The sequence below is a fragment of the Amycolatopsis sp. A133 genome (assembly GCF_031082405.1).
Taxonomy (GTDB): Bacteria; Actinomycetota; Actinomycetes; order Mycobacteriales; family Pseudonocardiaceae; genus Amycolatopsis.
Genome location: NZ_JAVHJU010000057.1, coordinates 525,886 through 545,032 on the forward strand (window position 1 = coordinate 525,886; position 19,147 = coordinate 545,032).

16 protein-coding genes are annotated in these 19,147 nt (G+C 73.3%); 6 read left to right on the forward strand and 10 right to left on the reverse strand.

Annotated features, from left to right (window positions below; translation table 11 throughout):
• Positions 1–2: 2 nt before the first annotated feature.
• Together Q5425_RS34745 and Q5425_RS34750 are read left to right on the forward strand one after the other, a co-directional pair.
• The gene (locus Q5425_RS34745) at positions 3–1,124 is read left to right on the forward strand and encodes a histidine kinase (protein WP_308676597.1); all 1,122 of its coding nucleotides are present in this window, start codon (positions 3–5) and stop codon (positions 1,122–1,124) included.
• On the forward strand, positions 1,121–1,765 hold the full coding sequence (locus Q5425_RS34750) for a response regulator transcription factor (RefSeq protein ID WP_308676598.1): 645 nt from the start codon (positions 1,121–1,123) through the stop codon (positions 1,763–1,765). The genes Q5425_RS34745 and Q5425_RS34750 overlap by 4 nt, the downstream gene beginning before the upstream one ends.
• A 3-nt stretch (positions 1,766–1,768) precedes the next feature.
• On the opposite strand, the gene Q5425_RS34755 is transcribed toward Q5425_RS34750, so the two are convergent.
• The 5 genes from Q5425_RS34755 to Q5425_RS34775 all read right to left on the reverse strand — a co-directional run bounded on the left by Q5425_RS34755 (position 1,769) and on the right by Q5425_RS34775 (position 7,064).
• A complete protein-coding gene (locus Q5425_RS34755) occupies positions 1,769–2,326 on the reverse strand; it encodes a PadR family transcriptional regulator (RefSeq protein ID WP_308676688.1) in 558 nt (185 codons plus the stop codon).
• Between the two features lie 6 nt (positions 2,327–2,332).
• Positions 2,333–2,722 carry a nuclear transport factor 2 family protein gene (locus tag Q5425_RS34760; protein ID WP_308676599.1) on the reverse strand — a complete coding sequence of 130 codons (390 nt, stop codon included), beginning with the start codon at positions 2,720–2,722 and terminating at the stop codon, positions 2,333–2,335.
• An 84-nt stretch (positions 2,723–2,806) separates the two neighbouring features.
• Positions 2,807–4,417: a fatty-acid--CoA ligase FadD8 gene (fadD8, locus tag Q5425_RS34765; protein WP_308676600.1), complete on the reverse strand. Its 1,611-nt coding sequence runs from the start codon at positions 4,415–4,417 to the stop codon at positions 2,807–2,809.
• A gap of 131 nt (positions 4,418–4,548) precedes the next feature.
• A complete protein-coding gene (gene surE, locus Q5425_RS34770; protein WP_308676601.1) occupies positions 4,549–5,526 on the reverse strand; it encodes a 5'/3'-nucleotidase SurE in 978 nt (325 codons plus the stop codon).
• 137 nt (positions 5,527–5,663) lie between these two features.
• Positions 5,664–7,064: an alpha/beta hydrolase domain-containing protein gene (locus Q5425_RS34775; protein ID WP_308676602.1), complete on the reverse strand. Its 1,401-nt coding sequence runs from the start codon at positions 7,062–7,064 to the stop codon at positions 5,664–5,666.
• A 317-nt stretch (positions 7,065–7,381) separates the two neighbouring features.
• On the opposite strand from Q5425_RS34775, the gene Q5425_RS34780 reads away from it, so the two are divergent.
• The gene (locus Q5425_RS34780; protein WP_308676603.1) at positions 7,382–8,713 is read left to right on the forward strand and encodes a sigma-70 family RNA polymerase sigma factor; all 1,332 of its coding nucleotides are present in this window, start codon (positions 7,382–7,384) and stop codon (positions 8,711–8,713) included.
• 31 nt (positions 8,714–8,744) lie between these two features.
• Here Q5425_RS34780 and Q5425_RS34785 read toward each other — a convergent pair whose 3' ends face one another.
• Entirely contained in the window at positions 8,745–10,991 is a 2,247-nt protein-coding gene (locus Q5425_RS34785) for a PQQ-dependent sugar dehydrogenase (protein WP_308676604.1), read from the reverse strand.
• Between the two features lie 266 nt (positions 10,992–11,257).
• Positions 11,258–11,920 (reverse strand): TetR/AcrR family transcriptional regulator, encoded by a 663-nt coding sequence (locus Q5425_RS34790; RefSeq protein WP_308676605.1) that lies wholly within the window; start codon positions 11,918–11,920, stop codon positions 11,258–11,260.
• Positions 11,921–12,000: 80 nt separating this feature from the next.
• On the opposite strand from Q5425_RS34790, the gene Q5425_RS34795 reads away from it, so the two are divergent.
• From Q5425_RS34795 to Q5425_RS34805, 3 genes are all read left to right on the forward strand, one after another.
• On the forward strand, positions 12,001–12,858 hold the full coding sequence (locus Q5425_RS34795) for an NAD(P)H-binding protein (RefSeq protein ID WP_308676606.1): 858 nt from the start codon (positions 12,001–12,003) through the stop codon (positions 12,856–12,858).
• 424 nt (positions 12,859–13,282) lie between these two features.
• A complete protein-coding gene (locus tag Q5425_RS34800) occupies positions 13,283–15,493 on the forward strand; it encodes an FtsX-like permease family protein (RefSeq protein WP_308676607.1) in 2,211 nt (736 codons plus the stop codon).
• 81 nt (positions 15,494–15,574) lie between these two features.
• Positions 15,575–16,822: a hypothetical protein gene (locus tag Q5425_RS34805; protein WP_308676608.1), complete on the forward strand. Its 1,248-nt coding sequence runs from the start codon at positions 15,575–15,577 to the stop codon at positions 16,820–16,822.
• A gap of 75 nt (positions 16,823–16,897) precedes the next feature.
• On the opposite strand, the gene Q5425_RS34810 is transcribed toward Q5425_RS34805, so the two are convergent.
• The 3 genes from Q5425_RS34810 to Q5425_RS34820 all read right to left on the reverse strand — a co-directional run bounded on the left by Q5425_RS34810 (position 16,898) and on the right by Q5425_RS34820 (position 19,076).
• Entirely contained in the window at positions 16,898–18,394 is a 1,497-nt protein-coding gene (locus tag Q5425_RS34810) for a hypothetical protein (RefSeq protein WP_308676609.1), read from the reverse strand.
• 66 nt (positions 18,395–18,460) lie between these two features.
• Positions 18,461–18,661 carry a hypothetical protein gene (locus Q5425_RS34815; protein WP_308676610.1) on the reverse strand — a complete coding sequence of 67 codons (201 nt, stop codon included), beginning with the start codon at positions 18,659–18,661 and terminating at the stop codon, positions 18,461–18,463.
• Position 18,662: 1 nt separating this feature from the next.
• Positions 18,663–19,076, reverse strand: coding sequence for a DUF6010 family protein (locus Q5425_RS34820; protein WP_308676611.1), 414 nt, complete (start codon positions 19,074–19,076; stop codon positions 18,663–18,665).
• Positions 19,077–19,147 lie beyond the last annotated feature (71 nt).

Below are 19,147 nucleotides of genomic sequence, written 5' to 3' on the forward strand. Positions count from 1 at the left end.
CGATGAAGCGATGGCTGAGCTGGTGGGACGGCCGCATCGCCCTGCTGGCGCTCGACGCCGGGGTGGCCGCGGTGGTGATCGTGGTGACCCTGGCCGGCGGTGATCCGCGTGACCCGCACCCCGCCCTCTACGTCCCCGCCGTGGTCGTCTCCGGGGTCGCCCTGCTGGCGCGGCGCCGGTGGCCGTTCCTCGTGCTGCTGGTCGCGGTGGCGTGCATGCCGGCCGGGGTGACGCTGCTGCCGCTGGTGGTGGCGCAGTACTCGGTCGCCGTCCGGCACGGCGTGAGCGTCGTGACCGGGGTGGCGGTGGTCGTCGCCGGGATCGCCGGGAACGTGCTGCAGGTGCTGTGGCACCCGGCGAGCTTCACCCTCGTCGTGGTCGCGCTGGGCGCCTTTGTGCTCGGCCCGGTGCTGGCCGGCCTGTGGATGCACCAGCGCGCGGCGCTGCTGGCCGTGCTGCGCGAACGCGCGGAGGAAGCCGAGCGCACCCGGACGCTGCTGGCCGACCGGGCCGTCTTCGCCGAGCGGCGGCGGATCGCGCGCGAGATGCACGACGTCGTCGCCCACCGCGTGACCGCCGTCGCGTTGCAGGCCGGTGCGCTGTCGCTGCGGGCGCCGGACGAACGGACCGAGCAGGCCGCCGAGACGATCCGGGCCACCAGCGCCCTCGCGCTCGACGAACTGCGCGGCATCCTGCGGGTGCTGCGCGACGACGCCCCGGACGCCGCGAACCCGGGCGTGCTCGCGTCGGTGGCCGATCTCGTGGACGAAGCCGCCGCCACCGGGGCGCGGGTCGAGCTGACGCTGCCGGACCCGCTGCCCGCGGTGCCCGGCCCGGTCGGCCGGGCCGTCTACCGGGTTGTGCAGGAATCCCTGACGAACGCGGGCAAGCACGCCCCGCACGCGGCCGTCGAAGTCCGGCTGGCCGTCTCCGGCGGCCGGCTGGCGGTCGAGGTGGTCAACCGGCTGACCCCGCACGGCAGCGCCGTCCCCGGGTCCGGCTACGGTCTGGTCGGGATGCACGAACGAGTCGAACTGGCCGGCGGCGAACTGCGGACCGGGCCGACCGGCGACGGCCGGTTCCGGGTGCTGGCGCGGTTCCCGGTGGGGAAGGACCCGCGGTGACGGTCAAGGTCGTGCTGCTGGAGGACGAAGAGCTGGTCCGCAGCGGCATCCGGATGATCCTCGAGTCGGCGGGCGACGTCGAGGTGGTCGCCGAGGACACCGACGGCTCGCGCGCGGTCGAACTGACCGACCGCCACCGGCCGGACGTCGTGCTCACCGACGTCCAGATGCCCCGGCTCGGCGGGCTCGAGGTGGTCAAGCGGCTGGCCGGCCACCCGGCGGCCCCGGCGGTGGTGGTGCTGACGACCTTCGACGTCGACGAGTACGTCTACACGGCCCTGCGCCACGGCGCGGCCGGCTTCCTCCTCAAGGACACCCCGCCCCGGGAGCTGGTGACCGCGGTGCGGGTCGCGGCCCGCGGCGAGGCCATGCTGTCACCGAAGATCACCAAGCGGCTGCTGGCCGAATTCGCCGCCGGGGGCGGCACTTCGCGGGCACGGGCCCGGCTGTCGGTGCTGACCCCGCGCGAGCACGACGTGGCCGTCCACATCGGACGCGGGCTGAGCAACGCCGAGATCGCGCGGGCGCTGGTGGTCAGCGAGTCGACGGTGAAAGTCCACATCGGACACATCATGGCGAAGCTCGAGGCGGCGAACCGGACCCAGGTGGCGATCCTCGTCCACGACGCCGGCCTGAGCTGACCGCTAGCGCGCCGCCCGCCGGTCGAGGACCTTCAGCGACTGCTCGCACCACCGCCGGTTCTCCCGCTCGAACGACAGGCCCCGCATCAGCGTCAGGTAGGGGCCGATCCGCTCGGCTTCGGCGAGGTAGTCGTCTTCGAAACGGCCGTCCAGCAGCCGTGCGCGGAGCCGCTCGTAGCCGGCGATCTTGGCCTCCGCCCTGGCCATCCGCTCCGCCAGTGCGCGCCGGACCGCCGCCTCGTCGCCCGCGTCCACGGCCTGGACCTGCACCAGCAGCTCGTCGCGGATCACACCCGGGCGGGGCGGGCGCGCCGTGAAGCCGTGCAGTGCCCGGTGCCCGGCTTCGGTCAGCGAGAACAGCCGCTTGTCCGGACGCCGCTCCTGGTGGACGACCCGGGCGCGGACCAGGCCGTCGGCCGCCATCCGGTCGAGCTCCCGGTAGAGCTGCTGCGGGGTGGCCGCCCAGAAGTTCGCCACCGACGCGTCGAACCCCTTGGCCAGGTCGTAGCCCGACGCCTCGCCCTCGAGCAGCGCGGCCAGCAGCGCGTGCCGCAGTGCCATGCTCAACTAGTTGACTGCTTCGCGCTGGATCCGGTCGAACTGCGCGGTCATCGCCTCCGCCAGCGCCTGCGCCGCCGACAGCGGCCGGACCATCACGGTGAACTCGTCGATCAGGCCGTTGCCGTCGAGGTGCAGGAAGTCGCAGCCCTCGACCCGCACGTCGCCGATGCGGGCCTCGAAGACGAGGGCGTGGTCGCGGCCCTCGGCGCCGGTCAATTCGCGCACGTAACGGAAGTCCTCGAACACGCGCAGCACGCCGCGCAGGATCGCGGCCGTGATCGCCTTGCCCGGGTACGGCCGGAACGCCACCGGGCTGCGGAAGACCACGTTCTCCGCCAGCGTCGCGGCCATGGCGTCGGGATCGCGCGCCTCGACGGCTTTGCGGAAGCTGCTCATACCCTCACCTCATGTACTCAATTTGTTGACTATGTCGCCGTGAGCGTACCTCCTTTCGCCAAAGGCCGGCTGCCGTATAACGCCCTACACGTCGGCGCTGCGAGGCTCGTACCGGGCACGCAGCGCCTTCTTGTCCGGCTTGCCCAGCCCCGTCATCGGCAGCGACGCCGCCACGATCACCTGCTTGGGCACGTGCACCGGGCCCTTGCGCTCGCGGACCGCCGCCTGGATCTCGGCCGTGAGCCGCTCGATCGCGGCGTCGTCGTGGTCCGCGTCCTCCCGCAGCACCACGACCGCCGTCACCGCCTCGCCCCACTTGTCGTCCGGGGTGCCGATCACGCCGACCTGGGCGACCGCCGGGTGCTCGGCCACGACGTCCTCCACCTCGCGGGGGAACACGTTGAACCCGCCCGTGACGATCATGTCCTTGACCCGGTCGACGATGAACCAGAAGCCGTCCTCGTCCTCGCGGGCGACGTCGCCGGTGTGCAGCCAGCCGTCGCGGAACGTCTCCGCCGTCACCTCCGGCAGGTTCCAGTACCCGCCGGCGAGCAGCGGGCCCGCCACGCAGATCTCGCCCGGCTCGCCGGGCGCGACCGGGGTGCCGTCCGGGCCGAGCAGCGCCGTGCGCAGGAAGGCCGACGGACGGCCGCAGGACGCCAGGCGCGCGTCGTCGTGGTCGCCCTTGGCGAGGTAGCTGATCGCCATCGGCGCCTCGGACTGGCCGTAGTACTGGGCGAAGATCGGCCCGAACCGGTTGATGGCCTCGCGCAGGCGCACCGGGTTGATCGAGGCGGCCCCGTAGTACACCGTCTGCAGCGAAGACAGGTCGCGCGTGCGCGAGTCGGGGTGGTCCATCAGCGCGTAGAGCATGGTGGGCACGAGCATGGTCGCGGTGATCCGCTGCTCTTCGATGATCCGCAGGACCTCGGCGGGGTCGAACTTCGGCACCACGATCAGCGAGCCGCCCTTGAGCAGGGTCGGGGCGAAGAACGCCGCGCCGGCGTGCGAAAGGGGGGTGCAGATGAGGAACTTCGGCGCTTCAGGCCACTCCCACTCGGCGAGCTGGATCTGCGTCATCGTGGTCATCGCCTGCGCGGTGCCCATGACGCCCTTGGGCTTGCCGGTCGTCCCGCCGGTGTAGGTGATCGAAACGACCTGGTCCGGCGGCAGCGCGACGGGCTCCAACGGCTCTGGCCCGAACGTCGCGGCGGCCGCCGTCAGGTCCTTGCCGACGTGGGCCAGCGGCTCGGGCACCGGCCCGATGGTGAGCACCTGGGTCAGGCCGGGGACCTTTTCGAGCAGGCCGAGCGCGCGGTCGACGAAGGCGGGCACCGGGTCGATGATCAGCGTGGTGATGCCGGCGTCGGCGAGGATGTAGGCGTGGTCGTCGAGCGACCCCAGCGGGTGCAGCGCGGTGCGCCGCGAGCCCTGCAGCTGACCGGCGGCGATGATGAGCAGGACTTCCGGCCGGTTCAGCGACAGCAGCGCGACCGGCGCGCCCGTGCCGGCGCCGAGCGCCTCGAAGGCCTGGGCGTACTGGCTGACCTGCTCGGCGGTCCGGCCGCCGGTCATCGTGGTGTCGCCCAGCACCATGACCGGCTTGTCCCGGTGCCGTTTCAAGGCCGAGACGACCAGGTGGCCGAGGTGGTTCGGATACCGCATCGCCTGCTCGTCCATCCCGGTCCCTTTCACGGCGCCACGCTAGAACACGTTACTGTTCTGGACAAGATACGGCGATCGGGACGGGTTTGTCAGCTTGACGACGAAGTGGAACAGGTTTCAGTGATCCGGGGGACACGCGCCGCGCGTCCCCCGGATCCGCCTCAGCCGGGCAGCCGGCCGGTGTAACCGCGGTTGACCGCGACCGCCGACACGCTCACGTACCCGTCGAACAAGGCCTTCGTGTCACTGCCTTCTTCGAACTGCGGCGCCGGTGTCACCGGGTTGTACGAAAGCTGGTACGTCCCGTCGCCCGACGGCACGTACGTCACCCAGCCCTGCGCCACCCGGCCGACCGACGTCCAGCGCACCGGCGACGGCCCGGACCCCGGCGTGACGTCCGGCTGGTTCACGTTCACCAGCACCATGTCCCGCACGAGCGACCACACCCGGGGCGACGCGAGCAACCGGACGACGACGTCGGCCGCGGCCGCGTAGGTCTCGGTCGACGGCGGGGGTGCCACGCGGGTGCCGGCGCTGACCGCCACCGTCGGCACGCCCCGCTCGACCGCCGCGGTGGCCGCGCCGACCGTGCCCGACAGGTTGATCGAGACGTCGGTGTTGGGGCCCGCGTTGACCCCGGAAACGACCAGGTCCGGGCCGTTGGTCCAGCCGAGCCGCTGCGGCAGGACGCCGGTCAGCGCGAGCTCGACCACGTCCGCCGGGGTGATCGACGGGCTGCCGGGAACGCAGGGGACGCTGCCTTGGCAGGCGCCCAGCACCAAGCCGTGCCCCGGCGCGTTCGCGCAGTCGGCCGCGAACTCGGCGGGCACCGCCAGCGGTGTCGCCACGGCCGCCGCCGGTGACCCCGCCGTCGACCGGCTCTTCGCGCCCTGTGATGCCCACGGGCCGACGATCGCCACATCGGCTCCGGCCCGGCACAACGCCTGCCGGAGCACGTAGATGCCCCGGCCGTCCGAGCCGTCGGGCTTCGCCGCCTGCACCGAGTCGTCGTTGACCAGCAGAACCTTCTTGCCCCCCAGCGAAACCGGTTGATCGGGCCGCGGACTGGCTTGGGCGGGCACGGCCAGCGCCAGGGCAACCAGCGCTGCGACCGCGACGCGCAAACCCTTGAACCGCATCGCCACCTCCTCATCTGTTCGGAATCGGATGGCCAGGGTAGCGAGAACCGCGGTGGCGGGGAGGTGTTTCGGTGGTTTCGACGGTGAGCCCGCCCCGGTGCGGGGCGGGCTCACCACAAAAATTCCATTGTGGACGGTTACGGCACCGGGGCCGCCTGGGCCCTGGCCACGGCCTCGTCGCGGTCGGGTTGCAGCAGGTAGCCCGCCCGCAGGGCCCGGTCCGCCGCCGCGGTGAACTTGGCGACGTAGGTGGCGTGGTCCGGGTAGAGCTGCCGGATGCGCGCCGGCGTCAGCGGCGTGGTCGTGCCCAGCAGCAGGCACGCGCCCGGCACGTTGCCGCCGCTGTTGTTGGGCGAGTAGGACGCCACCGGGACGTCCAGGTCGGGCAGCCGGACGCCGCCGAGGGCGTTCTGGTCGCCGTCGCGCAGGATGATGAGGTTGAGCAGCATCGCGATCGGCGCGGCCGTGGGCGGGGCCGCGCCGCCGCGCGCCCAGCGGTCCAGGTAGCGGAACGCGGCGTTTTCCGCATAGCGGAACGTCATGCTGTTGACCGGCTTGTCGCACGTCGTCGGGGCGCCGCCGTTGATCGACTTGTCCCGGGCGTTGGCCGCGTTGTACAGGTTGAGGCCATACTGGTCGGCGTGCGCGGTGCCGGCGACCTCCCACGTGCGCACGAGCGCGGTGTCCTGCCGGACCGAAGCCGACGCGATGACGTCGGTCTCCGACTGCAGGACGAACACCGGGACGCCGAGGTCGGTGCGGATCCGGGCCGACAGCGGGCCGACGACGCCGTCGCCGATCGGGGCCGCGAGCGCGGCCCGGCCGTGGATCATGAAGCCGTCGTGGTTGCGCCGCACGGGCTGGATCGCGTTCGCGTAGGTGGTCAGCCGGAGCGCGGACTGCGAGTGCCCGGTGCCGAGGACGACCGACGGCGTCCGGCCGCCCAGCAGCTGCGGGGTCGCCCGGATCGCCTGCGCGGCCTGGGCGAAGACGTCGTAGGACAGTGCGTCGCTGCTGAGGTTCACGGCGCCGTACCGGGCGGGGTCGAGGCTCTTGAGCTTGTCGGCCCCGGCCTTCTGGGTCGTGACGCCGACGTAGGCGTAGCCCTCGCGGATGAAGTGCTCGTAGGACTGCGAGAAGTCCACCGGGATGTCGACGCCGAAGCTGACGTTGAGCCATTCGACCACGACCGTGCCGGTGAACCGCGCGGCATCGCGCGGGCGCACCACGACCAGCCGGGTGGTGTACGGGTTGCCGGTGGTGGCCACGCGCGTGGCCCAGCGGCCGTCTTCGGTCCACAGACCCACCTGGTCGAACGTGTCGGCCTGACCGGACAGAAGGTACTCCTCCTCGACGTACCCGCGGGAGGCGAGGTCGAGGACGCCTTGGGCGCCGCTGACCGGCCAGCCCCGTCCGGCGTTCGCGGGTACCGCGGCCACGGTGGGCGCCGCGGCGGACGGCGCGGCTTGGGCCGTGGTCCCGGTGAGCACCGGGACCGATAGGAGCACGGTCAGCAGCACGAGCAGGGCTCTGCGCATGGGTAAACCCTTCTGGTGGTCGACGGCGGCGAGCGGCTCCAGCCTCGCCACCGTCCACATCGGACAATGGGCGGTGACCGGTCCGGCCACCGCCTTTGTCTTCTACTCGACGGTAATGACGAGGGCAACGCCGGGCCCGCGAACCGGCCGGAACCCACCCGGGAACGCTCAGGGATGTGACAAGTCCACGTGCCCGGCACTCGCCGCGCGCGAAATCCGGGAAAGTGCTTTCGGGGCCGCAACCTTGCGCAGGGGTCACTCGTTGCGCGACTATCTCGGGACGTTCTGCACGTGCATCCGCACGGCGAGGGGGTGTGGTGACCGAAGTGGCGCCGGCGGTGGCCGGGACGACGGACGTCCCGAGCGACGCGGCCTTGATCGCGGCGGTCCGCGGTGGCGACATCGCGGCGTACGGCGAGCTCTACGACCGGCACCTCGCCGCCGCCCGCCGGGTGGCGGCCGCGATCGCGGCCGACCGGGCGGAGCGGGAGGACCTGATCGCCGAAGGATTCACCCGCGTACTGCGGATTCTGCGTTCCGGCGACGGCCCGGACGAGGATTTCCGGCCGTACCTGCTGACGACCATCCGGAACACCATGATCAGCTGGCGCCGGCGCGACTCGGCCGTTTCGCTGGTGGCCGAGGTGCCGGACGTCCTGCCGGGTGCCGGCAGCGACGAGCCGGTGGGCAGCCGGATGCACGCCACGGTCGCCGCGGACGCGTTCGCGAGCCTGCCCGAGCGGTGGCGGACGGTGCTGTGGCGGACCGAGATCGACGGCGAACCGCCCGCGCGGATCGCCGAGGACCTCGGGATGACGCCGAACGGGGTGGCCGCGCTGGCCTACCGGGCCCGGGAGGGCCTGCGTCAGGCCTACCTGGACCAGCACGTTCCCGCCGCCCGGCGGCGCAACTGCCGGAACGTCACCGGCCAGCTGGCCCGGTGGGTGCGCGACGGCATCTCCGACCACAAGGCGCACCGGATCGCCGCCCACCTCGACCGCTGCCCGGACTGCCGGGAGCTGGCCGCCGGTCTCCGGCAGCTGAACGAGGAGCTGCCCGCCGCGGTGGCCCCGCTCATCCTGGGCGTCCCGATCGTCTCGCAGTGGTTGTCCACCACCGGTTCGCTGGCCACCTCCGGTGCCGCCACCGGCACGAGCGCGTCCGCGCTGTCGTGGGCCACGGCGGCGAAGGTGGCCGCCGCGGGCGCGGCCCTGGTCACGACGGTGACGATCGGAGCGAGCAGCTCCCCCGACGCTCCGCCGCCGCTCTCCGGCGGCGAAGGCACGACGACCCAGCCCGTGCGGACCGGGCCGCAGGCCGGCTCCCGCGCCGGTGTCCCGCCGGGCGGCGTCGCGCCGACGTCGGACGCCGGCGCGTCCGGGCCCGCGGTTCCGGGCGTGGAAACGACCGGAACGCAGCCGGCGGCCGGGGCCGCGGAATCCGGGTCACCGGCGGCGGCGGGCAACGGGAACGGCAACAACGGAAACGGGAACAACGGCAACGGGAACAACGGCAACGGGGTCGGGAACAACCCGGACAAGGAAGCCGCGAAGGAATCCAAGCAGGCGGCCAAGGAGTCGTCGAAGGCCGCGAAGGAATCCTCGAAAGCCTCGAAGAAGGCCGAGAAGACGAAGAACCCCGGGGAATGACCCGGCGCCACGCGGCGCCGGGTCATCCCGCTCAGCAGGGCTGCAGCAGCCAGCAGAGCCGGTAGTTCGCCTGGTAGGTGGCCGTCGCCGACGGCGCCACGATGTTCTGCGTCCGCGGCCCGCCGTGCGCCCAGCTGGTGAAGGCGTACTTCAGGTTCGACGGGGGCAGGTTCTGCGGGCTGTTCGCACTGATCGAGTTGGTCGATCCGGCGATCACCGTCCGGGAGAACGGCGTCCGCTGCTGGGTCCCGCCGACGGTGAGCATCGCCTGGCTGGGGTTCGAGGTGAAGTTCAGCGTCACCGTCTTCGGCTGGAGGTCGATCGTCTTCGTGCCGGTGCGGCCCGTCGAGTCCGTCGCGGTCAGCGTGAGCTGCAGGTACGACGGGTACTCGTGGTCCGGCGCGACGAACGTTCCCGCGGCGACGCCGGGGAAGTCCTGCACGTTGTGGGTGTGGCAGGTGCCGTTGGCCGCGCAGTGCCGGATGGCCAGCCGCCAGGACAGCGCCGAGGGCGGCAGTTCGCCGTCCTGGGCGTCGACGGCGCGGCCGGAGAAGGCCACCGTCTGCCCGACGGACCAGGTCAGCGCCGGGCTCGGGGTGTCGATGACCGGCACCGGGTCGAGCCCGGCCGGGGTCCCGACGGTCACCCGGACCGTCGTGGCCGCCGTCGCGCCGTGGGAGTCGGTCACCCGCAGCCCGGCGTCGACGACCGCCGCGGTGGTGTAGGTCCAGGTGGGCCGCGAGGCCACCGAGTCGTCGTAGGCGCCGTCCGCGTCGAGGTCCCACGCGTACGACAGCGTGTCCCCGGCGTCCGGGTCGGTGGAGCCGGTGCCGTCGAACTGCACGGCGAGCGGGGCCGCCCCGCTGGACGGCGTCGCCGTGGCCACGGCCACCGGCGGCCGGTTGGTACCGCCGGCGTAGCTCACCCGGCGTAGTTCGCCGCTGCCCAGCGCGACGTAGAAGAGGTCGCCGCCGGGGCCGGTGAGCACCTGCACGGGTGTGCTGACGCCGGTCACGAAGGGCACCAGCTTGCTCGGGCTGGGCTGGCCGCCGGCCGCCTGCATCGCCCAGATGCAGCCGCGCGAGGAATCGGCGAAGAAGAGCGCGCCGGCGTAGTCGGCCGGGTAGTTGCTGCCGGATTCGAAGGCGATCCCGCTGATCGATGAGCCGCCGGTGGGACACGGGTCGGTCGCCACGACCTTGGCGTTGTGGTTGTAGGCGTAGTACGGCGCGGTCTGCCCGCCTGCCGTGTACAGCGATTCGCAGCGGTCGAGGTTCGCGCCGTCGTAGCCGGCCTGGCGCGCGGTGCCTTCGAAGCAGGGCCAGCCGAAGTTCTCCGCGACCCCGTCGCCGGCGTTCGCGACGCGGTTGATCTCTTCCCAGGTGTTCCAGCCGACGTCACCGGCCCACAGTTCCCCGGTGCCCGGCCGGAAGCCGAACCGGAACTGGTTGCGGGCGCCGTAGGCGATGACGCGCCGGGCGTTGGCGTCGGAACTGCTCGCGAACGGGTTGCCGGGCAGGCCGTCGCCGGTGTCGGGGTCGATGCGCAGGAGTGCGCCGTTGAGCAGCACGGGCTGCCCGGCCGGGCGCCGCGGGGACTGCGAACGCAGCGCTCCGCCTTCGGCCGACGGCGGGGCGAGGTTCGTGCCGGCGGGGGAAGGCGGGTCGGCGCAGGGGTTGCCGACCTGGCCGTAGTCGGTGAAGTTGAAGCTGGCGCCGTCGCCGCCGCCCGCGTACAGGGCGCCGTCCGGGCCGAAGGCCAGCGAGCCGACCGAGTGGCTGGGGTACTGCTGGCACCAGCCGGTGACCAGGGGTTTTTCACTGACCGCCGTCCCGGCGGCGCCCATGGTCAGCTGGGAGACGCGACCGGTCACGACGCAGCCGGAGTCGGTCGCGCCCGGCGGCGTCGGGCACGTGTCGCCCCACTTCGGCGCGGTGCCGCCCGGCAGGGCGTCGAGGGTGTAGGAGACGTAGACGTACGGCCGCGCGGGGAAGGCCGGGTCGACCGCCAGCCCGAGCAGGCCGCGGTCCCAGAAGTCCTGGGTCGGGGTGCGGAGGTCGGCGAACACGGTCGCCGTCGGGTCGGCGAGGGAGTCGAACACCTTGACCAGGCCGCTCTTCTCCGCGACGAACACGCGCCCGTCGGGGGCGAACGCGGCGGCGGTCGGCGAGCTGAGCCCGCCGATCGCGACCGTGTCGGTGAACCCGGTTGGCACGGCGGCGGCCGGAGCCGCGGCGGCGACGGCCACGGCGAGGGCACCGGCGAGGGGCACAACCACCCCTGCCGCCAGCGCGCGTCTTGATCTTCGTTGGATCGTGCAACGGCGATAACCCATCACGAACTCCTCGTGCGGCGGGGACCGGACTGGCGCGAACGCCGTCCGGTATGGCGCGCGAAGCCCGAAAGTTGTTACGTCGCAGGCAAGAATGTGCACGAACAGCTCAATCCCGTTGGGCGGGAATAACTTACCGCCGCTCGCGCGGTCACCGCGGTGCGGCCATCCAGGGAGCCCGGCGCCGGGGAGCTGCGGCCCGGCTGACGAGCTCAGCCGGTGGGCGCGGGGCGGTTCTGCCACTCCGCCAGCAGGGCTCGTTCGGCCTCGGTGAGCGTCGGCGGGGCGGGCAGCGCGGCCGGAGTGCCGTCCGGGGCAGCCGCCGGCGGGCCGGTGAGGATCTGCCGCGCCACGGCCTCGAACATCGCGTCGGCGAAACCGGGATCCCGGCTCTCCGGGGGCGTGGCCAGCAGGGTGAGGACGGTGCCGGTGCCGGCGGCGTGGACCATCCCGGCCGCGCGGCTCTCGGGAACGGCCAGCCGCCCGGTCCGGGCGAGGCGGTGGATCCGGGCGCGCAGGACCGCCAGCCCGGCCTCCGCCGCGGGCGAGACGCGGCCGGGGGCGACGAGCAGGCCGAACAGCGCCGCGTTGGCCAGGCCGAAGCCGATGTGCGCGGCCCAGCCCGCCCGCAGGTCCGCCACCGGGTCGGCGCTCGCGGCGTCGAGCGACTTCTCGGCGACGTAGGTGGTGAAAACGTGCTCGGCGACGGCGTCGAGCAGCGCGTCCTTGTCCTCGAAGAAGCGGTAGAGAGCCGGTGGCTGGAGCCCGGCCGCCTGGGCGACCCCGCGGATCGTGACCGCCGCAGCGCCCCGCTCGTGGAGCAGCCGGGCCGCCGTTTCGACGATCTTCTCCCGCACTTCGGCCCGGTTCACCATGGTTCCGATGGTAACGCAATATTGCTATCGATGGTGATAACCTGGTTAGTATCAGTGTAAACGTCGAGAAGGGGTGCACCATGATCGTCATCACCGGGGCGACCGGCAAGCTCGGTTCGCAGATCGTCGACCGGCTGCTCGAGCGGGTTCCGGCCGGCGAGGTCGGCGTCAGCGTCCGTGATCCCGGCCGGGCGGCCGGGCTCGCCGCCCGGGGAGTCCGCGTGCGGCGCGGCGACTTCGCCGATCGGGGCTCGCTCGCCGAGGCGTTCGAGGGCGCGGCGCAGGTCCTCGTCGTCTCGACGGACGAGACGGGCCGAGCGGCGGTTGCGCACCACGTCGCGGCGATCGAGGCCGCGCGCGAAGCGGGGGCCAAGCGTGTCCTCTACACGAGCCACCAGGGTGCGGCCGCCGATTCGCTGTTCGCGCCCATGGCCGACCACGCCGCGACCGAGGGCCGGCTCGCGGGTGCGCCGTTCACCGCGCTGCGTAACGGTTTTTACGCCGGCACGGTGCCGTTGCTGCTGGGTGAGGCGCTGCGGACCGGCGAGCTGGCCGCCCCCGCCGACGGGCCGGTGTCCTGGACCGCACACGCCGACCTCGCCGAAGCCGCGGCGATCATCCTGGCCGGGGAGGGCCGGTTCGACGGGCCGACGCCGCCGCTGACCGCACCGGTGGCCCTCGACCTCGAGGACGTCGCCGCCCTGCTGACCGAGCTCACCGGACGGCCCATCCGGCGCGTCGTGACCGGCGACGCCGAATGGGTGGCCCGCTTGACCGGGCACGGTGTTCCGGCGGCCCAGGCGGACCTGCTGCTCGGGATGTTCCGCGCCGCCCGGCGCGGCGAGTTCGCCACGACCGGCCCCGATCTGGAGACCCTGCTGGGCCGTCCGGCGACATCGCTGCGGGCGGTTTTGGCGGCGGTCGTCGAGAAGCGGTAATCGCTATGAACCGGGTGTATAAACTCTAGCTATACACACCGTGTAGAGTGGGTGGAATGTCGATCGGCTCGCCCTGCTCGGGTGGCCCCCGAGCGCGCGCTGTTCCGCCGGGAGGCGGATTTCCGGTGGCTGGAGCCGGCGGCCGCCTGGCTCGAGCGGCCGGCGGAGGAGTTCGCGTGAGGATTGGCAGTGGCCGCCCGGCTCGACCGGCCGGCGGGGGAGACCACGTGCGCACCGGCGGTGGCCACCCGGCTCGACCGGCCGGCGGAGGAGTTCGCGTGAGGATTGGCAGTGGCCGCCCGGCTCGACCGGCTGGCGGGGGAGACCACGTGCGCACCGGCGGTGGCCACCCGGCTCGACCGGCCCGCCAAGGGCATCACGTGCGCACCGGCGACGCCCGGACGCCGCGGCCCGAGGCGACCCCGTGATCCGGCGCTGGACGGCCGACCTGCTTCTCGGCGTGCGGCTCGCGGTCGGCGGCGGTGGGGCGCGGACGGCGCTGGTGCGGCTCAGCTTGACCGCCGCCGGGGTCGGTCTCGGGGTCGTCGTCCTGCTCACCGCGACATCGCTGCCGCACATGCTCGCCGCGCGCGCCGAGCGGGCCGCCGCGCGTACGCCGCTTCCCGCGGCCGTCGCCGGTGTCGATCCCGTCCAGGCCGCCGCGCGGAGCGACGAGTTCCGCGGGCGGGGCCTGCAGGGCTACCTGGTGCAGCCGACCGGGCCGCACCCGCCCGCCGCGCCCGGGGTCGACCGGCTGCCGGGGCCCGGGGAGGTGGTGCTGTCCCCGGCGCTCGCCGCCCTGCTGCGGTCGCCGGAGGGGGAGCTGCTGCGCCCGCGGTTCCCCCAGCGGGTGCTCGGCACCATCGGGGAGGCCGGGCTGACCGGGCCGAACGAGCTGTACTTCTACCTCGGCTCCGACACCGTCGCCGGGCAGCCGCGCGCCTTTCCGGCGAGCGGTTTCGGCGGCCCGCCTCACCGCCGCGACCTCGACCCGGTCGAGCTGCTGCTGGTCGTCGTGGGCGCGACGACGTGCCTGGTACCGGTGTTCGTCTTCGTCGTCACGAGCACGCGGCTCGCCGCGGCGACCCGCGACCGGCGGCTGGCCGCGTTGCGCCTGGTCGGTGCGGACCGCGACCAGGTGCGCCGGATCGCCGCGGGCGAGGCCCTGCTCGCCTCGGTGGCCGGGCTCGTGGCCGGCGCGGGGCTGTTCCTGCTGGTGCGCGCACTCGTCCCGGCGATCACCGTGTCCGCCTTCCGCGGCGGGATCTTCGCCGCCGACGTCGTGCCCGACTGGCGCCTCGGCGTCCCGGCCCTGCTGGCCCTGCCGCTGCTGGCGTGCGCGGCGGCCGTCTTCGCGCTGCGGCGGGTGGTCATCGAACCGCTCGGGGTCGTGCGGCGCGGGACGCGGCTGCGGCGGAAACTCTGGTGGCGCCTGCTGCCCGCGGTCGCCGGCGGCGCGTCGGTGGTGAGCGGGCTGGGCACCGATGATCCCCGCAACCCCCTGGTCGTCGCCGGTGTGGTGCTGGTGCTCGCGGCCGTTCCCGTGGTGCTGCCGTGGCTGGTCGAGCGCGTCGCCGGCGTGCTCGGCGGCGGTTCGCCCGCCTGGCTGCTGGCCGTGCGCCGGCTCCAGCTCGACAGCGCGACGGCGGCCCGCCTGGTGAGCGGGATCGCGGTGGTGCTGGCCGGATCCATCACGCTGCAAGGCGTCTACGCCCGCGCCGAGAGCGACCGGCCGCCGGAACCGGACGTCCGGGTGCTGGTGACCGCCTTCGCCACGAGCCTCGCCGACGTCCAGGCCTTCACCACCGCTCTCCACGCACTGCCGGGACTGGGCGACGTCCGCGTGGAGACCGGTGGCACACTGCGGAACGCGGCCGGGGAAACGGCTTCCGTCGTCGTGGGAACGTGCGCCGCGCTCGCGATCGCGGACTGCCGGGACGGCGACGTCTACGCGGGAGGGGCGGCGGGCCCCGGCCCCGGGGAACGGCTCTGGTTCGGCACCGCACGGCCGCCCGGACCTCCACAATGGACGATCCCGGCCGAACGGTACCACCGGACCGGCGGCCAGGAACCGGGGACCCTGTTCGTCACGACGGCGGCGCTGGCCACGGCGACCGGCCTCGGGCTGAGCTCGACCGCGACGATCCCCGCCGCCGGTCCGGACCTGGTGGAACGGGTGCGCAACGTCGTGGGCTGGACCGGCAGCGTCGATTCGCTGGGCACCGGACGGGACGGCACCTACGCGCTCATCACCGGGGTGCTGTCGGTGGGCTCGGTCCTGGTGCTGCTGCTCGCCGCGGGCAGCCTGCTGATCGCCGCGTGGGAGCAGCTGAGGGAACGGCGGCGCAGCCTCGCCGCGCTCATGGCCGACGGCGCCGGGCGCGGGATGCTCGCCCGGTCCCTGCTGTGGCAGCTGACGATCCCGGTGGCGGTGGCGGTGGTCGTCGCCGTGCTCACCGGGCTCGGCCTCGACTGGCTGCTGCTCACGCTGGTGGTGCACCGCCCGATGGTGGTCGACGTGGCGGCCGTCGGCCTGCTCGCGGCGGCCGCGGCCGCGGCGGTGCTGCTCGTGACGGCGGCGACGCTGCCGGCGCTGTGGCGGAGCACGAGCCTGGAGCACCTGCGGGAGGAATGACCCGCTGGCCGGCCGCGGCAGTACAAGAGCCGTACAACACCGGTGTACGGATATTGGATGGCCGCCTGGCGTACTGCTCCCATGCGAATCCCGAAGGTCATCCTGCTCGCGCTGGCCGTGGCGGCCGGCGCACTCGCGCTGCCCGGCACGGCGAGCGCCGCCTACAGCGACCCGCTGACGACGACGGCCAAGCAGAGCCTGGTGTGGCACGCCACGCCGGCCGCCGCGCTGACCACACTGGACGGTGCGCTGCCGAACGTCAGCCTCAACACCGTCGTCAACGACACCAGCTACGACATGACCGGCTGCACCGGCGCCGAGAAGGCCGCGCTGCCCAAGGCGCCGGTGGCCACCAAGTCGATGTGCTGGGACGCCGACCGGGCCGGCACGACGACGTGGAGCCCCCAGGGCATCACGACCTCCGGCGACGCCGACGACGACGGGATGTGGGGCGCCGACAAGATCATCCTGTCCGGCTGGCACGGGACCGACGAGCTCGGCCGTTACAACGACGCCCGGATCCAGGCGATCAACTACAACGACCCGGCTTCGCCGTCGTACCGGATGTTCTACCTGGCCGTGCCGAACAGCACCGGCACCAGCTTCACCGCCGCGCAGGCCCACCTGGGCGGGATGGCCTGGTACGGCGACAAGATCTACGTGACGGCGGAAGGCAGTACCTCGACCGCCATCCGGGTGTTCAGCACCAAGCACATCCTGCAGATGACCGACACGACCTCGAACACGATCGGCAAGACCTCGGGCGGGTACGCCGCCTACACCTACAAGTACGCGATGATGCAGGTCGGCTACTACACGTACTCGGGCGGCACCTGCAGCATGGCCTCCGACACGGGCGTGCCGTGCTTCTCGTCGATGTCCCTGGACCGCAGCACCAGCCCGGCCAGCGTCGTGACGACGGAGTACTTCTCCGACCAGAGCCTGCACGGCCGCCTCTACCGCTACCCGATGGGCACGGACTACCTGCTGGCGGCCTCGTCCGGCACCGTGGTGGCGACCGAGGCGCTCCGCAGCTCGGTGGGCAACATGCAGGGCGTGCTGTCCAACGGCGGAAAGTGGTACGTCGCCCACAGCTCGGCCACGATCAATGGCCAGCTCTGGACCCAAACGACGGCGAAGAGCAGCTCCGCCACCTGCGGCACCGGCACGACGGCCTGCTGGGCGGTCCACCCGGAAGCGCTGACCTACGACTCGTCGACGGGGTTGGTGTGGTCCCAGTCCGAGTGGTCGACGGCCGACTGCACGGCGAAGAACCAGACCTGCGGGCGGTCGGTGTTCGCGGTGCCGCTGTCCTCGCTGGTTGCGTGATTCCGGGCCGTGGGGGCCTTCCGCCGGGGCAAGAGCCGGGGAAGGCCTTCACGGCTGTCCGGTGTGGACGGAGGGTCAGTTGATCGGCTCCGCGGCCCGCGGCTCCTCCGCCGCGACGACCTCGCTTCCCCGGCGCCGGTTCCACAGTTCCCGGCCCCGCCGCAGCGCCACCGGGGCCACCACGACGCACAGCGAAAGCGCCGCGACGTCGAGCAGGTACGCCGCCAGCCACACGTGCTTGGCTATCTCGAAGTACCCGTCGCCGACCACCGCCATCGCCGCGATGCCCAGCGCTCCGGTCACCGCCACGCCGGCGACGAAGCCGTATCGGGTCGTCGAGCGGCGGCGGCGTGCCAGGGCGACCACCGCGCCCGCCAGGCCGAGCAGGACCAGCAGCGCCGGCCACCACGGCACAGCCATCCCGTCGAGCCACGCGCGGAACGTGACCGGATCGCCGCCCATGTCGCCGCTGACCGGGGTGGAGCGGTCCAGGGGACGGGTCTCCGTCGTCCACGGCTCGTCCGGCAGGTACGGCACGCTCCGGCCCAGCGTCGCCTGCAGCCCGGTGCCGATCGCGCCGACCAGCGCGCCCGGGTGCTCCAGCAGGAGTTCCCATGCCCGGTGCTTCATCGCCGCGGGGTCGGCCAGCACCACGTCCGAGCCGGCGAGCGACTCCGGCCCACGGGGGTAGTACGCGTATCCCGCGCTGCCCTGCGCCGCCTCGGGCAGGCCGAGCCGGGTCGCCGAGCCCGGCACCTCGGCCAGCGCGAGGGTGTAGACGAGGTTCACCGCGTTGACGTCGGCGTAGTTGCGCTCCTGCCAGGCGAGGTTCGCGCGGACCGGGGTGATGATCTCCAGCACGAGCAGGACCGCGAGCGCCGGCCCGACGATCCGGCCGGACCACCGGCGGCCGCTGCCCGGCCGGGCAGCGGTGACCGCGCAGACGAGCACGGCCAGCACGAACAGCGGGAGGAAGCCGATCTTCGCCAGCCCGCCCACGACGCCGCCGACGGCGACGAGGACGAGGGCCGCCAGCCGCGCGAAGCCGTCACCCGCCTTGGTCGCGGCGATCACCGCGAGCCCGCACAACAGCGTGTACGCGCCGAACAGCCCGGCCGGTTCGGCGAACGTCGAGAGGAACAGCCGCGCGAAGGAGGGCTCGAGCAGGGGCACCAGCGGCGGCACCAGGAACAACAGCCCCCGCGGGCCGCGGGCCTGCACCGCCCAGGCCGCGAGCAGCGTGACCAGGAAGACCAGCAGCACGTACAACCAGCCGAGTTCGAGGAGGCTGAACGCGCCGTGCCCGTTGGCGACGGACCCGAACAGCACCGCGGCGCTGGAGGGCTGCGGGTCCGGGCAGGGCGCGACGCGCCCGAAGTCCAGCACCACGCCGCCCAGCCAGCTCGCCTTGTGGTTCGGCGTCGCCGGCGTGAGCCCGGGTCCGCAGAACAGCCGATAACCGTCCCCGTTGTCGCCGGCACCGGTCGGTGTCCCGCCCAGCAGGCCGAGGACCAGCGCCAGCGCGAGCGCGGCGACCGCCGCGGCCGCCGTGGCGATCCCCACCCTCTTCATGCCGGTCAGCGTAGGTGGTCGGCCCACCGGGTGGTTCCGGAACACCCGGTTCCGGTGCGCGCGGGGTCAGGCGCCGGGGTGCCCGCACGCGTAGACGTTCGCCGAAGCCAGCGTCACGCAGGCGGGACAGGTGTTGACCGGCCGGTCGCGGCGGCCGAAGTAGGGGTGGCGGGCACCGCACAGCGCCGTGAGGACGTCCCCGGGCCGCGGAGCCGGGTGGCACCGGGGGCAGTAGGCGTGCGCGGCGCGTTCGACGTCGGCGCTCATGTCATCCGGGTACCCCCGGCCGCGGCGTGCGAACCCGCCGCCACGCCCACACCGACCGGCCACCGGTGAAGCACCAGATCGCGATCACCGGGTCGCAGATCGCGCAGCCGAACGACGAGCCGTGGGCGAACGGCAGGATCGGCTGGCCCTTGAGGTGGTGGACGACGTCCCAGCCGGTGTGCAGGAGCCAGCCGATGCCGATGAACGTCCACGAGTCGAGCCCGCGGAACGCGACGTAGGTCAGCACCGCGCAGAACACCAGCTCCCACGGCCCGAGCGCGCCGCCGGAGAGGTAGGCCGCCCCCGCTCCGCCCACCAGCACGGCGTTGAACCGCCGCCGGTGCGGTTCGGGGAACAGCGAGCCGAGCAGGACGTAGAGGAGGCCGATGAGGATCGGCGCCAGGATCTCGAGCACGAGCTTCGACGGTAGGAACCGGCGGGCCGGGCGGCCAGTGGCTGTGCTGCCGTCCTCCGCCTGGTTCTCGC